The sequence below is a fragment of the Kibdelosporangium phytohabitans genome (genome assembly GCF_001302585.1).
Taxonomy (GTDB): Bacteria; Actinomycetota; Actinomycetes; order Mycobacteriales; family Pseudonocardiaceae; genus Kibdelosporangium; species Kibdelosporangium phytohabitans.
The window spans coordinates 2,404,907-2,419,850 of the sequence record NZ_CP012752.1 but is presented as its reverse complement, the minus strand read 5'-3'; the positions used below and the strand labels follow the sequence as shown (position 1 = coordinate 2,419,850).

The window sequence follows — 14,944 nt, the reverse complement described above, 5'->3', positions numbered from 1 at the left end:
ACCTGAACGGCGGTGTTAGGGTCCATGAACTACGCACAGAGGCTCAACGTGGAGCGTCGATGCACTTCGTGGACACACAACCGGTGCCCGCCCGGCTGGCGATCGATGCCAGGCAGCGCGTACCGGAGATGATCAGGCGGACGGTCGACCAGATCCTGGAGCAGATGCCGGTCTACGGCCGGGCCGAGTTCGTCCCGCACGACGAGCTCACCCGGTCGGTGGCCGTGAACATCGCGGTGGCGCTGCGGACGCTGGAAGGCGCGCAGCCGCCGGACATGTCGCAGGTCGCCGCGACCGGTCGGCTGCGCGCGCACCAGGGCGCGCCGCTGCCCGAACTGCTGCGGGCGTACCGGATCGGCCTGACCCAGGTCTGGCTGGAGTTCACCGGACTGGTCCGTGACACGACCGAGCTGGTCGCGGTGACGAGCGCGATCTGGGCGTTGATGGACGACTACGCCGAAGCGCTGACCACCTCGTACCGGGACACGTCGGCGTCGATGATGCTGGCGCACCAGAACCGCCGCTGCGCGTTGGTCGAGGCGTTGTTCTCCGGCGGCTCGGAGGGTTCGCTCTGGGACATCGCCAGGGTGCTCGACCTGGCGCTGGACGGGACGTTCGTGGTGGTCGCCGCGGAAACCCCGGCACTGGGCCACGAAGGGCTGCCGCAGATCGAGTCGCGGCTGCGCGCCCGGTGCCTGGCGTCGGCGTGGCGGCTGACGCCGGATCTCCAGGTCGGCGTGGTGTCCCTGCGGCACCCCACCGCCTCGCCCGCGATCGTCGAGCTGATCCAGGAGGACATCGCGGGCCGCGTCGGCGTCAGCCCGGTCTACTCCGGCCTCGGCAACACCGCGCGGGCGTTGCACCTGGCCAGGGTGGCGCTCTCCAGCCTGCCGCCGGGACGGCCCGGCATGGCGCAGTTCAACGACTCGCCGCTGGCCGGGCTGGTGGCGAGCGCGCCGGAAGCGTCCGTGCAACTGGCCCACCAGGTGCTGCGCGCGATCCTGGACCTGCCGGGCGAGGACCGCAACGTCCTGCTGCTGACCCTGCGGGCCTGGTTCGAGTGCCAGGGCTCGACCAAGCTGACCGCGCAGCGGATGTTCTGCCACCCCAACACGATCCGGCACCGCCTCAAGCGCGTGACCGACGAGCTGGGCCGGAGCCTGACCGACCCGGCGGACATCGTGGAGATCGGTACGGCGCTGCGGGCGTTGTCGATCTTCCCGGGCACCGCGCACCTGCCGCCGCCCGCCGGACCGGCATAATCGCGGAGGTGGAGGACAGCACCTACCGGCGGGACTGCGCGGCGTTGCGGGAAACGTGGGACACCGCGATCGCCGTCGACGGCGGGCCGCTGCCGGGTTCGGCGCTCGATCCGCTGGTCACGCCCCAGGGCTGGTGCGGGCACGTGCGGCTGGCCGAGGGGCAGCGCGCGGCGACCGTGATCGACGCGGCACCGCGGATCGCCGAGGCGTTCGGCCTGCCGGACGGGTCGATCGTGGTGCGCACCATGCCGGACAACCGCGAGGTGTTCGTCTGGGGCTACAGCACGAAGTCCGGCGCGGACTACCACCTGAGCTGGCCGCACCCGGTGCTCGACGGCAGCGAGTTCATCGACATCAAACGGGAGAGCAAGGGCACCACGCTGCTGGACCTGGTGCAGCTGACCACGTGGGCGCGTGCGCACAAGGAAAGCTACGAGGCGCTGCGGGCCGGGCGTGCGCAGGACGTGCAGCAGTTCGCCCGGCGGCTGGGCCGGTTGCGCGCCGGCATCGTCGACATCCTGACCCGCGCGAAACCGCAGCAGATCCGGGAGTTGCTGCTGCGCGTCGGCCTCGAGCGGGCGGCGCTGCCCAACGACCTGGCCGACGAGATCGGCTACCCGCGCGACCGGGACGCCACGATCCCCATCCCCCGCTGACGATCCACAAAGGGCGTTATTGTCTCAGCGTGACGGTCGCCATGGAAACAGCTCAGCCGCGGCACCTCATCGTCACGGTGTACGGCCTGTACGCGCGGGGTGAGGGCGGCTGGATGTCGGTGGCGCGCCTGATCGGCCTGATGGCCGACCTGGGAGTCGACCAGGCCGCGGTGCGCTCGTCGATCTCCCGGCTCAAACGCAGGGGCATGCTGCGGCCCCGGCGGCAGGGCGGCGCGGCCGGGTACGAGCTGTCCGAGGAAGGCCTCGCGATCCTCAAGGAGGGCGACCGGCGGATCTTCAACCAGGACCGGGCCACGCTCGCCGACGGCTGGCTGCTCGCGGTGTTCTCGGTGCCCGAGTCCGAACGCAACAAGCGGCACACGCTGCGCACGCAGCTGACCCGGCTGGGCTTCGGCACCACGGCCCCCGGCGTGTGGATCGCGCCGGCGCACCTGTCCGGCGCGACCGAGGACATGCTGCGGCGCTTGGACTTGAGCGGCTACGCGGACCTGTTCCACTCCCACCACCTCGCGTTCGGCGACCTGGCCGGGAAGGTCCGCCGCTGGTGGGATCTCGACCAGCTGGAACGGCTCTACGCCGAGTTCGTCCACACCCACAGCCCCGCCGGGACCGCCGGGGACGACCGGGCGGCGTTCGCGACGTACGTGCGCCTGCTGACCGACTGGCGCAGGCTGCCGTACCTCGACCCCGGGCTGCCCGCCGAACTGTTGCCGGACAACTGGGTCGGCATCCGCGCGGCCGACCTCTTCTTCACCCTTCAGGCGCAACTGGCCCGACCAGCCGAAAGGCACGCCGTAACGTCTTCGTGACCCGGCCGGACGTATCTGGCACGCAGGTCAGGCGCACCTGTGGTACCAGAGCGACCCGAAGGGGAGAGCGAATGGTGGTCAAGTTCGTCCCGAAGCCGGCCAGGCCGTCCGGCGAGGATGATCGCACCGCGGTGCCCGTCGTACCCCAGCACCTGCTGGAGCGGCACGGCGCACGCGTGCTGAACCCGGTCAACGCCTTGGTCGCCGGTGGCCCGTACCAGCCACCGAGGTCCACTGTGTACCGCGCGGGTTCGATGCTGATGCCCAACGACATGGTGCGGGACGCACGGATCGTGGCGTCCTTCAACGAGGTGCTCAGCCGGGCCGACCTGGAACTGGTCCCGCCGAGGCGCCAGGACCAGTACACCGAGCGCCTCGCCGGGCTGCCCCGGCCCGTGTCGCTGCGCGCGACCGGCAAGGCGGCGAAACCGGCGCAGGTGGACTGCTGGCTGGCGTTGCAGGAACTGCGGGTGGCCGCGTTGACGGGCAGGCTGCGCAAGGACCTCGTCGACCGGTTGTCAGTGGACCACCTGCTGGTCGGCACCGTCGACATCGGAGGAACGCCGTGGGAGGCCAGCGGTGTCGGTGGCGCGCCGTGGGAGGCCAGCGGCACGCCGGGCTCCGGCTACGCGCGCGGCGGCACGACCGGGCGTATCCCGGTGGCGCTGGCCGTTCCCGCGCCACCGCGCGGCGCACTGGACCGCAGGCCCGTCGTCGCCGTTGTGGACAGTGGTATCGGGCCGCACCCGTGGTTCGACCTGCCCGACCGCACCGCACCGCCGCCCGCGGGCGGTTTCCTGAACGTCTTCCCGGAACTGCAGGAGGCGCTCAGGAAACAGGGTGAGCAAGCCGCGCTGACGGCCACGACCCAGGTCCTGCTCGACTACTGGGACGCGCCCGTCACCGACAACCCGCTGGTCGGCATGCTCGACCGGGACACCGGGCACGGCACGTTCATCGCCGGGATCGTCCGGCAGAGCGCGCCGGAGGCCAACGTGCTGGCCGTGCGTGTGCTGCACAGCGACGGTGTCGCGTACGAAAGCGACGTCCTGCTCGCGTTGTGGGGTTTGATCCTGCGGGTGCAGGACGCGCAGGAGCACGACCCGGAACGGATGGTCGACGTCGTGTCGTTGTCGCTCGGCTACTTCGACGAGGCCGGGTCGACGAGCACGTTCACCGGCCAGATCGCCGAGGCCGTCGACAAGCTGCGCGAACTGGGCGTGCTGGTCGTCGCCGCGGCGGGCAACGAGGCGACCAGCAGGCGGTTCTACCCCGCGGCGCTCGCCGAGCGGCCGAGCAGCCCCGACATCGCGCCGCAGGTGGTCAGCGTCGGCGCGTTGAACCCGAGCACGACACGGGCCCTGTTCAGCAACGAGGCGCCCTGGGTCACGGCATGGGCCACGGGCGCGGGCGTGGTGAGCACGTTCCCCGACGACGTGCAGGGCGCGATCAGCGCGAGCCTGGTGCCCGCGACCGGCCGCGGCGCACTGGACCCGGACGACTACCGGGCCGGGTTCGCGGTCTGGGACGGCACGTCGTTCGCCGCGCCGCTGGCCGCCGCGGAGATCACCGCGGCGTTGATCAAGTGCTCGGCCGAGAACCCGGCGCTGGCGCTCAAGAACGTCGACCGGCAGGTGGCCGTGAAACGGGCCTGGGCGGCGTTGACGAAAGCCGGCGGATGATGCCGGAAACCTCGTTACACCACGCCAGAATGGCGGACCTGCTGGAAGCGGCGCGGGACGGCGACCACGGCAGCCTGGCCGGGCTGGTCGACGAACTGACCCCGTTGCTGTGGCAGGTCGCCCGCGCGCAGGGACTCGACCGGGACACCAGCAGCGACATCGTCCAGACGGCCTGGCTGAAGCTGCTCGGCGCGCTCGGCCAGATCCGCAGCCCGATGGCGCTGACCAGCTGGCTGGTGACCGTGACCCGGCGGGAGGCGTGGCGCGTGCGCAACGCCAGCCGGATGGAGCTGCCTGCCAAGGACGTGCTGTTCGCCGAACTGCCGGATCTCGGGCCGACTCCGGAGGAGCGCCGGGTCGAGGCCGAGCGCACCCGTCAGCTCTGGCGCGCGGTCAGCACGCTGTCCGACCGCTGCCAGCGGCTGCTGCGGATCATCGCGTTCACCCGCAGGCCCGACTACGACACGGTCAGCGCGGCGCTCGGCATGCCCCGCGGGAGCATCGGCCCCACACGGGGCCGGTGCCTGGCCAAGCTGCGGGACGCGCTGGCGGGCGATTTCGTCGAGGAGGGCTGGTCATGACCGCGCCGGACGAACCGCTCGACGGGCTGGACCACGCGATTCTGGCAGGGGTCAAGGACATGTGGCGACAGGCCGACCCGGTACCGGCCGACCTGCTCGACCGGATCAAGTTCGCGATCGACCTGGAGACCGTGGACCTGGAGGTGATGCGGCTGACCGAGCTGGCGCGACCGGCGGCGACACGCGGCGACGAGCAGTCCAGGCTGATCACGTTCGACAGCGAGACTGTCACGATCATGGTCAGCATCAGGCAGAACCCGGACGGCACGATCCGCGTCGACGGCTGGCTGACCCCGGCAGGCCGTCACCCGATCGAGCTGCGCACGGCCGGCGGCACGGCGGCGACGGTGTCCGACGAGGACGGCCGGTTCGTCCTCGACCCGGTGTGCTCGGGCCTGGTCCAGCTGATCGTCCGGCCGACCGGCACGACGCGCACGGTGACGACACCGTCGATCTCCTTGTAGATCAAGTCCATACTTGGCTGGTGACACGGCTTGACCGGGTAAGCGCCCTGCACCGGCGTGGCCTCAACGCGCTCAACCGCGGCAGGCCGTTGCTCGCGGTGCGGGCGTTCCGCGACGGGCTGCGGATCGCCCCGGACGACGTGCGTCTGCTCAACAGCCTGGCCGCGGCCGAGGCGGCGCTCGGCAACACCGGGCAGGGTTTCCTGCTGCTCGACCGCGCCGACGCGTTGGCCACTCCGGCGACGAAAGGCCTGCTGCTGCAGCAACGCGGCCTGCTGCTGGTCCTGGTCGGCCGGATGGACGACGCACTGGTGTGCCTCGACCGGGCGATCGGGTTGCTGCGCGACGATCCGACCGTGCTCGCGCGCACGTTGCTCAACCGCGCCATGCTGCACCAGATCGCCGGCCGGGTCCGCGCGGCCCTCGGGGATCTGGAGCGGTGCGAGCGCCTCGGCCGGGATCTCGGGCTCGACCGGCTGGTGGCCAAGGCGATCCACGGCCGCGGCTCGTGCCAGCTGCTGGCCGGCAACATCCCCGCCGCGCTGCGTGACTTCGACCAGGCACGCCGGGTCTACGAATCGCACGCCGACGGGATGTTGCCGGTGGTCGCGGTGGAACGGGCGCGGGCCTTGCTGGCCGCGGGGCTGCACAGCGACGCGGCGACCGAGCTGGATTACGCGCTGGACCGGTTCCCCCGCACCCGGATGGACCAGGAGCACGCCGAAGCCCTGCTGACCAGGGCACAGGTCGCGCTCGCGGCGGACGACCTGACCACGGCCAAGACGTGGGCCAGCCGGGCGGAAACGCGGTTCCGGAGACGTGGCAACGAAACCTGGGCCGCGGTGGCCGCCGCGACCAAGGTCCGCGCGGAGTTCGGGAGCGGCAACCGGTTGGGTGTCGTCGCGGCCCGGGCGTCCGCACTCGCCGCGCGACTGGCCGAGCTGGGCCTGGACAACGACGCCGAGGCGACGGGGCTGGTGGCGGCGCGGGCGTATCTGGCGCGAGGCCGTGTCGACGAGGCACGCGGGCACATCCGGCCCCGCAGTGGCCCGAGGTCGTTGCTGGAGACGAGATTGACGCGCCGGTTGGCGTTGGCCGAGCTCAGCGCGGTGACGGGGAACAGCCGGGCGATCTTCACCCACGCGCGGGCGGGCCTGGCGCTGCTGCGCGACCACCGTGGTCGAGCGGGCAGTCTCGACCTGCGCACGAGTACGACGTCGCTGGGGCGCGAGCTGGCCCGTGCCGGTCTGGCCGCCGCGTTGGCCAACGGCTCGCCGCCGGTGGTTTTCGGCTGGCTGGAACGATCACGGGCGCAGGCGTTCCGGTTCCAGCAGGTGCGCCCGCCTGACGACGACGACACCATCGAGGCGGTCGCCGAACTGCGCCAGCTCGCCCACCAGGTCCGGACCGCGGAGCTGGCGGGCACCCCGGACGCCGACGCCCGCCGGCGCTGCGCCCAGCTGGAGCGCGCGATCAGAGCACGCGGCTGGCACGCCGAAGGCACCGGGGAGCATTCCGCCGACGCCACGTTCAGCCAAGTGCGTGCCGCGCTGGGTGAGACGACGATGGTGAGCTACGCGTCCGGCGACGGCGGCCTCTGGGCGCTGGTGATCACGTCGGCCAGGGCGCAGCTGGTCCCGTTGGGTTCGCTGGCAACGGTTTCCGAGTCGCTGGCCAAGTTGCACAGCGACTTGGACGCGTCCTGCGGACGGCAGCTGCCCGCCGCGCTGGACCGCGTGATCAAGGCGTCGATCCGGCGCAGGCTGGCGGCGCTGACCGACGACCTCATCCGGCCGATCCGGCCGTTGCTCGGCGACTCCGCGGTGGTGATCATCCCGACCAGCGCGTTGTCCGCTGTACCATGGGGTTTGCTGCCGGACATGGCCGGCCGCCCGGTCACGGTGTCGCCGAGCGCGTCGACGTGGCTGGCCGGGCGCGGCGCCGAACTGGCGCGGCCGTCGGGGTGCTTGCTCGTGGCCGGGCCGGATCTGGCGCACGCCGACGACGAAGTGCTGCGGCTGGCCAAGATCTACGGCGACGGAGCCGTCCTGCTCGGCGCGGACGCCACAGTCAAGTCCACATTGGACGCGCTGGACGGGTGCACCACGGCACACTTCGCGGCGCACGGCCACCATGAGTGGGAGAACGTGCTGTTCTCCCGGCTGGACCTGAGCGACGGGCCGTTGATGGCCTACGACATCCACCAGCTCCGGTCGGCGCCCGCGCACGTGGTGCTGTCGTCGTGTGACGTCGGGCAGACGGTGGTCCGCAACGGCGACGAGATCCTCGGTTTCACAGCGGCGTTGCTGTACAGCGGAACCAAGACGGTGGTGTCCAGTGTGGCCTCGGTCGACGACGACGCGGCGGTGGACGTGATGGCCGCGTACCACCGTGGCTTGTTGCGGGGACTCAGGCCCGCGCGTGCGCTGGCCGACGCGACGCTCATCCAGCCGCTGATGCCGTTCGTGTGCTTCGGCTCCTCGTGAGTGGTTGGTCCGGTTAGAACCGGACCAACCACTCACGAGGTTTTCTTGGGGATTGCCGCGAAGGCCTGGACTTCCACGAGCGCTTCGGCGTCCCAGAGCCTGGTGACGCCGATTCCGGCCATCGCCGGGTATTCGGTGCCTGCCAGCTCACGCCAGACCGCGCCGATCTTGCGGGCGTTGGCTTTGTAGTCGTCCATGTCGACGATGTAGATCGTGACGCTGACCAGGTCCTGCGGCTGGCCGCCCGCCGCGCGCAACGCGGTCAGCAGGTTGCCGAGCGCCTGCTCGAACTGCTCGACGACGCCGTCCCCGGCGATCTTGTTGTCCTGGTCGAGCGCGGTCTGCCCGGCGAGGAACACGATGCGCTCGCACGCCGCGGGGTCGACCGCGACGGCGTGGCAGAAACCGGATGGCTTGCCGAGCTCCGGCGGGTTGATCCGGTCGTTCATGACTGCACCGCTCCCCCGTCCACGTTGATCGCCTGACCGGTGATGGCCGCGCTGGCCACGCAGAGGTCCACCACGTCGGCCACCTCGGCCGCGGTGATCAGCCGGTTGATCGGCTGCTTGCGTTCGAGCGCGGCCCTGATGTGCTGGGGTGGCTTGCCGGTGCGGTCCGAGATGCGTTCGACCCAGCCGTCGGTCATCGGCGTGTCCACGTAGCCGGGGCAGACCGCGTTGACCGTCACGCCGGTCCTGGCCAGTTCGGCGGCCGCGGCCCGGACCAGGCCGATCACCCCGTGTTTGCTCGCGGTGTACGCGGCGACGTTGGGTTCACCGACTCGTCCGGCGGTCGAGGCGATCACGATGATGCGGCCCCATCCGCGCTCGGTCATCGCCGGGATCGCGCGGCGCATCGCGCGGAAGGGCGCGGTGAGGTTGAGGTCGAGCTGGCCGAGCCATTCGTCGTCGGTGAGTTTCGCGATCGGCTTGGACACCGCCGCGCCCGCGTTGAGAACGAGGACTTCCACCGGCCCCCACGTCTGCTCCACCGTCGAGAACACGGTCCGCACGGCGGCGGGATCGGTCGCGTCGGCCGGCAGGCACAGCGACGGCCCCGGCAGCTTCCCGGCCACGTCAGCGAGCTGTTCCGCGCCGCGGGCGGTGAGTGCGACGCGGTGCCCGGCGGCCGACAGCCTGCCCGCGATCACGCTCCCCATCCCCCGGCTGGCGCCCGTGACCAGGCAGTTCCTGATGGTTGTAGAGCCAGTCGTCACCGGGTCAGCGTGCCAAATGTTCGTAACGGTCGTCAACAGGACGCAATATGTTGTATCGTTGACGGTCGTAAGACGCACGACAGAAGAGGTGGGCGCGTGCGAATCGCGGTAGCGGGCGGCGGCCCTGGCGGGCTCTACTTCGCCGCGTTGGCCAAGGCCCTCGACCCGGGCCACGAGATCACGGTGTGGGAGCGCAACGCCCCGGACGACACGTTCGGCTTCGGCGTGGTGTTCTCCGACGAGACGCTCGGCGGCATCGAGCACGCCGACACAGCGGTCTTCGCCGCGATGAGCGAGGAGTTCGCGCGGTGGGACGACATCGACGTGCACTTCCGCGGCACCACCTTCACCTCGGGCGGGCACGGCTTCGCCGCGATGAGCAGGCGCCGCCTGCTCGGCATCCTCCAGCAGCGGTGCCTGGACCTCGGCGTGACGATCCACTTCCGGACCGAGGTGCCCGGCGACCTGACCGGCCACGACCTCGTCGTCGCCGCGGACGGCGCCAACTCCGCGACCCGCGCCCGGCATGCCGCGACTTTCAAGCCGACCGTGGAAACGCGGCGCTGCAAGTACATCTGGCTCGGCACGGACCTGGTCTTCGACGCGTTCAAGTTCCACATCCTGGACACGCCCGCCGGGATCATGCAGGTGCACGGCTACCCCTACAGCCGCGACGCGAGCACGTTCATCCTCGAAATGCACGACGACGTGTGGGAACGCGCCGGTTTCGAGGCGGCACAAGGCCTCAAACCGGGTGAGAACGACGAGGCCTCGCTGGCGAAGATCCGCGCGTTGTGCGCCGACGTCCTGGATGGACACTCGATCGCAGGCAACAACTCGAAGTGGACGAACTTCGCCACCGTCCGGTGCGCGACCTGGCAGCACGAGAACGTCGTCCTGATCGGCGACGCGGCCCACACCGCGCACTTCTCCATCGGCTCGGGCACCAAGCTCGCCATGGAGGACGCGCTCGCGTTGGCCGCCTGCCTGCACGAGCAGCCCGGCGTGGCCGCGGCGCTGGCGGCCTACGAGGAGGAACGGCGGCCGGTCGTCACCTCGACGCAGCGCGCCGCGCAGGCCAGCCTCGAGTGGTTCGAGAACATCGGGCAGTACGCCGACCAGGAGCCGCACCAGTTCGCGTTCAACATCGTCACCCGCAGCCGCCGCGTCACCTACGACAACCTCCGGCTGCGCGACCCGGAGTTCGTCGCGGACCTGGACACGTGGTTCGCCCGCGACTTCGACGCGGTCCGTCCGCCGATGTTCCAGCCGTTCCGGATCGGCGAGCTGGCACTGGCCAACCGGATTGTCGTGTCCCCCATGGACATGTACAGCGCGGTCGACGGCGTGCCCGGCGATTTCCACCTGGTCCACCTCGGCAGCAAGGCGCTCGGCGGCGCCGGGCTCGTGATGACCGAGATGGTGTGCGTGTCGGACACCGGCCGGATCACCCCTGGCTGCACCGGCATGTACCGGCCCGAGCACGAGGAGTCGTGGAAACGGGTCGTGGACTTCGTGCACGCCCGGTCGGCCGCGAAGATCGGCATCCAGCTCGGCCACTCCGGCCGCAAGGGCTCGACGAAGCTGATGTGGGAAGGCATCGACCAGCCGTTGCCGGAGGGCAACTGGGAGGTCTGCGGCCCGTCGGCGATCCCCTACGCGCCAGCCAGCCAGACCCCGCGCGAGCTGACCCCGCACGAGATGGCGGAGATCAAGGCACAGTTCGTGGCCTCGGCGCGATCGGCCGCCCGCGCCGGGTTCGACCTGCTGGAACTGCACTGCGCACACGGCTACCTGCTGTCGTCGTTCCTGTCGCCGTTGACCAACCAGCGCACGGACTCCTACGGCGGGTCGCTGGAGAACCGCCTGCGCTACCCGCTGGAAGTGTTCGACGCGATCCGCGAAGCCTGGCCCGGCGCCATGACGGTGCGCATCTCGGCCACCGACTGGTGCGAAGGCGGAATCGACTCCGACGAGGCCGTGGCGATCGCACGCGCGTTCGCCGAGCACGGCGTGGACGGGGTGGACGTGTCGACCGGTCAGGTGGTGAGCACGGAGAGGCCCGCGTACGGCCGCAGCTACCAGACCCCGTACGCCGACCGGATCCGCAACGAGGTCGGGCAGAAGTACGGTGTCGCCGTGATCGCGGTCGGCGCGATCTCCTCGTACGACGACGTGAACTCGATCATCCTGGCGGGCAGGGCGGACCTGTGCGCACTGGGCCGCACCCACCTCTACGATCCACACTGGACACTGCACGCGGCGGCGGACCAGGAGTACACCGGCGTCGCGTGGCCGAAACCGTTCGCCGCGGGCAGCCGGAAACCACGCGCGGGCCGCACCGAGGACCCGAAACCCCGCCTGAACCTGATCCGTTCCGGCGAACCCGGCACAGCGCACGCGCGTTGGAGGGGATGAGGATGCTGACCGCCGAGCAACGCGAGTTCGCCGACGAGGTCAAGGCACTGGCAGCGGACTGGCTCGTCCCCCTCGCCGAAGCGGGAACACCGGGATCGGTGAACCGCGAACTGGTCAAGGCCCTCGGCGAACTGGGCCTGCTCGCCCAGCTGTTCCCCGGGGTGGACGCGGGCAAACCGTCCCGTGACGCAGCGGCGCTGGACCTGTGCCTGCTACGCGAAGCCCTGGCCACCCAGAGCACGCAAGCAGAGACAGCGCTGGCATTGCAGGGCCTGGGCACGTACCCGATCCTGCAGTCCGGGCAGGACAGTCAGGTCGAACGCTGGGTGCCCGCGGTCGCGGCGGGCGAGGCGGTCGCGGCATTCGCCCTGACAGAACCGGAAGCGGGGTCGGACGCAGCGGCGTTGCGACTGGCAGCGACCCGCGACGGCGGAGGCTGGCGCCTGTCCGGCGAGAAGATCTGGATCTCCAACGCGCCGGAAGCGGACTTCTACACGGTGTTCGCCCGGACATCGGACGCGGGAGCACGCGGCGTCAGCGCGTTCGTCGTACCGGCGGATCGCCCGGGACTCAGCGGTGAGCACCTGGACATGGTCAGCCCGCACCCGATCGGCCGTCTGACGTTCGACGGCGTGGCGGTGCACAGTGAAGAACTCCTCGGCGAGGAGAACAAGGGCTTCCGCGTCGCGATGCGCACCCTGGACCTGTTCAGGCCGAGCGTGGGCGCGTTCGCGGTGGGGATGGCCCAGTCAGCGCTCGACGCGGCAGTGTCACACGCCGACAGCCGTATCGCCTTCGGCGGCCCGCTGCGTGAACAGCAAACAGTCGCGCACACCTTGGCCGAGATGGCGACGCGCACGGAAGCCGCCCGGTTGCTCGTGTACTCAGCCGCACAGGCGTACGACGCTGGCGAGACAAGCATCGCGGGGCGTTCGGCCATGGCCAAACTCCTCGCCACCGAAACCGCCCAGTACGTGGTTGACGCGGCCGTCCAGATCCACGGTGCACGGGCTCTGCAACGCGGCCACTTGCTGGAGCACCTCTACCGCGAGGTGCGCGCACCTCGAATCTACGAGGGTGCTTCGGAAATCCAGCGCACGATCATCGCCCGGGAGCTGTACCGCTCGAACTGACCCAAAACGCGGGCCCAAGGTCACACCCGTGCAGCATGCCGCCCGCCCGCGAGATCACGGCTGCTGGCAATCAACTTCTCGGCCATCTGGTTGACGGCGACAGCGAACTTGTCCCCCATCCTCGTGCCAATCTGCCAGCTGACCGAGAAGCCACGCGCGAGCAGCGCCGATCAACTGACCGAAAGCCTCGGTACCAGCGGGCGTGAACCGATAGTGCCCTTCAGCCTCGGTGACGTAGCCGATGTCGACCAGATGACGAGCAACGGGCTGGAATATCCCCGCCGGCACCTTCGTGTGGTCAGCGATCTCTTGCAGCGTCGCGTCACCGTCGTCGACGCTGTGCTTGAAGATCCGCACCAGCATCCACGCCTGCGCGTAGTTCAACGGAACACCCGACGCCGCAAGCATCTCAGGCCGGGGGTCGTGCTCCTGTCTGCTCACCACAACGGAGATCAGTTTCTCCAACTCGACGCTGGAATCACTCGAAGCAGGCGGGGCGAAGCTCTCGCCGACCCCGCTGTTGCCCGCGGCCACAACCCGCGCAGTGTCACGCAACGGAACTTCCTTCAAGAACAAGGCCACGAGGAACGCCAGCAAACCCACCGGTGCCGCAGCGAGGAACATCCTGGACCGCGAGGCCGCCTTGACCGCGGGCATCGACACGACCGTGACGACCAGCACCAGCACACCGAGCGGCAAGTTGACGTAGAACGCCCACCGCCAGCTCAGGTGGTCCACGAACAGGCCGCCGAGCAGCGGGCCGATCACGGTGGACACGCCGAACACGGACGCGAGCGCGCCCGGGCGGGGGTGGCTAGATTCGCACCATGAGCTTGCGCGTCGGATTGATCGGGTACGGCACGGCTGGCGCGGTGTTCCACGCGCCGCTGATCACCACGACCCCCGGGCTGACCTTGCGATCGGTGGTGACCTCCCGCGAAGTACCGGACGGGGTGCGCAGGCTCGACCGGCCCGACCAGCTGTGGGAGGACCACGACCTGGTCGTGATCGCGTCCCCCAACCGGACGCACGTGCCGCTGGCGACCGCGGCGGTCGAGGCCGGGCTGCCGGTGGTGGTCGACAAGCCGTTCGCGCCGACCGTCACCGAGGCCCGAGCGTTGACCGACCTCGCCGCGACCCGTGGCGTACCGCTCACGGTGTTCCAGAACCGCCGTTGGGACGGCGACTTCCTGACCGTGAAGGACCTGGTCCGGTCCGGGGCGCTCGGCGACGTGAACCGGTTCGAGTCGCACTTCGACCGCTGGCGGCCGGCACCGAAGCAGGGCTGGCGCGAGCTGCCGGGCCGCGACGAAGCCGGTGGCGTCCTCTTCGACCTCGGTGCGCATCTGATCGACCAGGCACTGCACCTGTTCGGCCCGGTGCGGTCGGTGTACTCGGAAGTGCGCAAGCTCCGCGCCGGAGTGCAGGTCGACGACGATTTCTTCCTCGCACTGCGGCACGAGAACGGCGTGGTGTCCCACCTGGCCTCCAGCACCCTCGCCGCGCAGCCAGGGCCGCGTTTCCGCGTCACGGGCTCGGCGTCGGCGTACACGAAACACGGCTTGGACGTGCAGGAAGCAGCGCTGAAGGCAGGCCAGGGGCCAGGATCCCCCGGCTGGGGCGAGGAGCCCGAGCAGGCATGGGGACTGCTGGGCGCGGCAGGCGAAACGACGCCGGTACGCACCAAGCCCGGTGCGTACCAGTACTTCTACGCCGCGATGGTGTCGGTGCTGCGCGACGGCGCCCCGGTGCCGGTGGCGCCGGAATCCGCCATCGCCGCACTGGAAATCATCGAAACCGCGCTGGCGTCGGGCTGAGCCGTCAGGATCGGCCTGTCAGGGCGAACGGCACTCCATGTGGTCCCGGTCGACGGTGTTCTGCTGCTCCAGTCGAGGGTATGTGGTGCCGACAAGCCCGGCTGTGCTTGTGCCGCACTAACTTCACAGACGACGAATCGACTGCTCGAACCGATACGGGGGATCGATGGCGGGATTCGACGTGGTGATCGAGGAGCTCCGCGAAGCCGGCCGGGCGGCGGCAGGCGCAGGCGAGCAGGCGGTCCGTCGATCTCGGCGGGACGGTCGCCGGGGTACCCGCGGCGTTACCCGGCAGCCGATCGGCCGAGGTCGTGCAGCGGACCGCCAGCGCTTGGCGTACGCAGATCACAGGCTGGAGTGCGCGGGTGGCAGCGCACGGCCGGTCCTTGCACACAGCCG

General features: G+C 70.4%; 13 protein-coding genes. 10 read left to right on the top strand and 3 right to left on the bottom strand.

The annotated features are described in order from the left end of the window. Positions 1-59 precede the first annotated feature (59 nt). The 7 genes from AOZ06_RS10990 (at position 60) to AOZ06_RS10960 (ending at position 7,961) form a co-directional block, all read left to right on the top strand. Positions 60-1,262: a PucR family transcriptional regulator gene (locus AOZ06_RS10990; RefSeq protein ID WP_054289345.1), complete on the top strand. Its 1,203-nt coding sequence runs from the start codon at positions 60-62 to the stop codon at positions 1,260-1,262. 8 nt (positions 1,263-1,270) lie between these two features. Then, positions 1,271-1,918, top strand: coding sequence for a hypothetical protein (locus tag AOZ06_RS10985; protein ID WP_054289344.1), 648 nt, complete (start codon positions 1,271-1,273; stop codon positions 1,916-1,918). Positions 1,919-1,959: 41 nt separating this feature from the next. Further along, positions 1,960-2,748 (top strand): PaaX family transcriptional regulator, encoded by a 789-nt coding sequence (locus AOZ06_RS10980; protein ID WP_054296562.1) that lies wholly within the window; start codon positions 1,960-1,962, stop codon positions 2,746-2,748. A 71-nt stretch (positions 2,749-2,819) separates the two neighbouring features. Further along, positions 2,820-4,430 carry a S8 family peptidase gene (locus AOZ06_RS10975; protein WP_054289343.1) on the top strand — a complete coding sequence of 537 codons (1,611 nt, stop codon included), beginning with the start codon at positions 2,820-2,822 and terminating at the stop codon, positions 4,428-4,430. A gap of 29 nt (positions 4,431-4,459) precedes the next feature. Further along, positions 4,460-5,011 carry an RNA polymerase sigma factor gene (locus tag AOZ06_RS10970; RefSeq protein ID WP_225954850.1) on the top strand — a complete coding sequence of 184 codons (552 nt, stop codon included), beginning with the start codon at positions 4,460-4,462 and terminating at the stop codon, positions 5,009-5,011. Further along, a complete protein-coding gene (locus AOZ06_RS10965) occupies positions 5,008-5,475 on the top strand; it encodes a hypothetical protein (RefSeq protein WP_054289342.1) in 468 nt (155 codons plus the stop codon). The genes AOZ06_RS10970 and AOZ06_RS10965 overlap by 4 nt, the downstream gene beginning before the upstream one ends. Positions 5,476-5,495: 20 nt before the next feature. Continuing rightward, positions 5,496-7,961, top strand: coding sequence for a CHAT domain-containing protein (locus AOZ06_RS10960; RefSeq protein WP_236952175.1), 2,466 nt, complete (start codon positions 5,496-5,498; stop codon positions 7,959-7,961). A 32-nt stretch (positions 7,962-7,993) separates the two neighbouring features. On the opposite strand, the gene AOZ06_RS10955 is transcribed toward AOZ06_RS10960, so the two are convergent. Both AOZ06_RS10955 and AOZ06_RS10950 read right to left on the bottom strand, forming a co-directional pair. Next, complete coding sequence (locus AOZ06_RS10955; protein ID WP_054289341.1) at positions 7,994-8,410, bottom strand: RidA family protein; 417 nt, start codon at positions 8,408-8,410, stop codon at positions 7,994-7,996. Next, entirely contained in the window at positions 8,407-9,177 is a 771-nt protein-coding gene (locus AOZ06_RS10950) for an SDR family NAD(P)-dependent oxidoreductase (protein WP_236952174.1), read from the bottom strand. The genes AOZ06_RS10955 and AOZ06_RS10950 overlap by 4 nt, the downstream gene beginning before the upstream one ends. 96 nt (positions 9,178-9,273) lie before the next feature. Here AOZ06_RS10950 and AOZ06_RS10945 point away from each other — a divergent pair, with 96 nt between their 5' ends. Both AOZ06_RS10945 and AOZ06_RS10940 read left to right on the top strand, forming a co-directional pair. Beyond that, entirely contained in the window at positions 9,274-11,595 is a 2,322-nt protein-coding gene (locus AOZ06_RS10945) for a bifunctional salicylyl-CoA 5-hydroxylase/oxidoreductase (protein WP_054289339.1), read from the top strand. Continuing rightward, positions 11,592-12,728 (top strand): acyl-CoA dehydrogenase family protein, encoded by a 1,137-nt coding sequence (locus AOZ06_RS10940; protein WP_054289338.1) that lies wholly within the window; start codon positions 11,592-11,594, stop codon positions 12,726-12,728. The genes AOZ06_RS10945 and AOZ06_RS10940 overlap by 4 nt, the downstream gene beginning before the upstream one ends. A gap of 54 nt (positions 12,729-12,782) precedes the next feature. Here AOZ06_RS10940 and AOZ06_RS58800 read toward each other — a convergent pair whose 3' ends face one another. After that, positions 12,783-13,505 carry an MFS transporter gene (locus AOZ06_RS58800; RefSeq protein ID WP_218921968.1) on the bottom strand — a complete coding sequence of 241 codons (723 nt, stop codon included), beginning with the start codon at positions 13,503-13,505 and terminating at the stop codon, positions 12,783-12,785. A 50-nt stretch (positions 13,506-13,555) separates the two neighbouring features. On the opposite strand from AOZ06_RS58800, the gene AOZ06_RS10930 reads away from it, so the two are divergent. Then, positions 13,556-14,545, top strand: a complete 990-nt coding sequence (locus AOZ06_RS10930; protein WP_054289336.1) for a Gfo/Idh/MocA family protein — start codon at positions 13,556-13,558, stop codon at positions 14,543-14,545. Positions 14,546-14,944 lie beyond the last annotated feature (399 nt).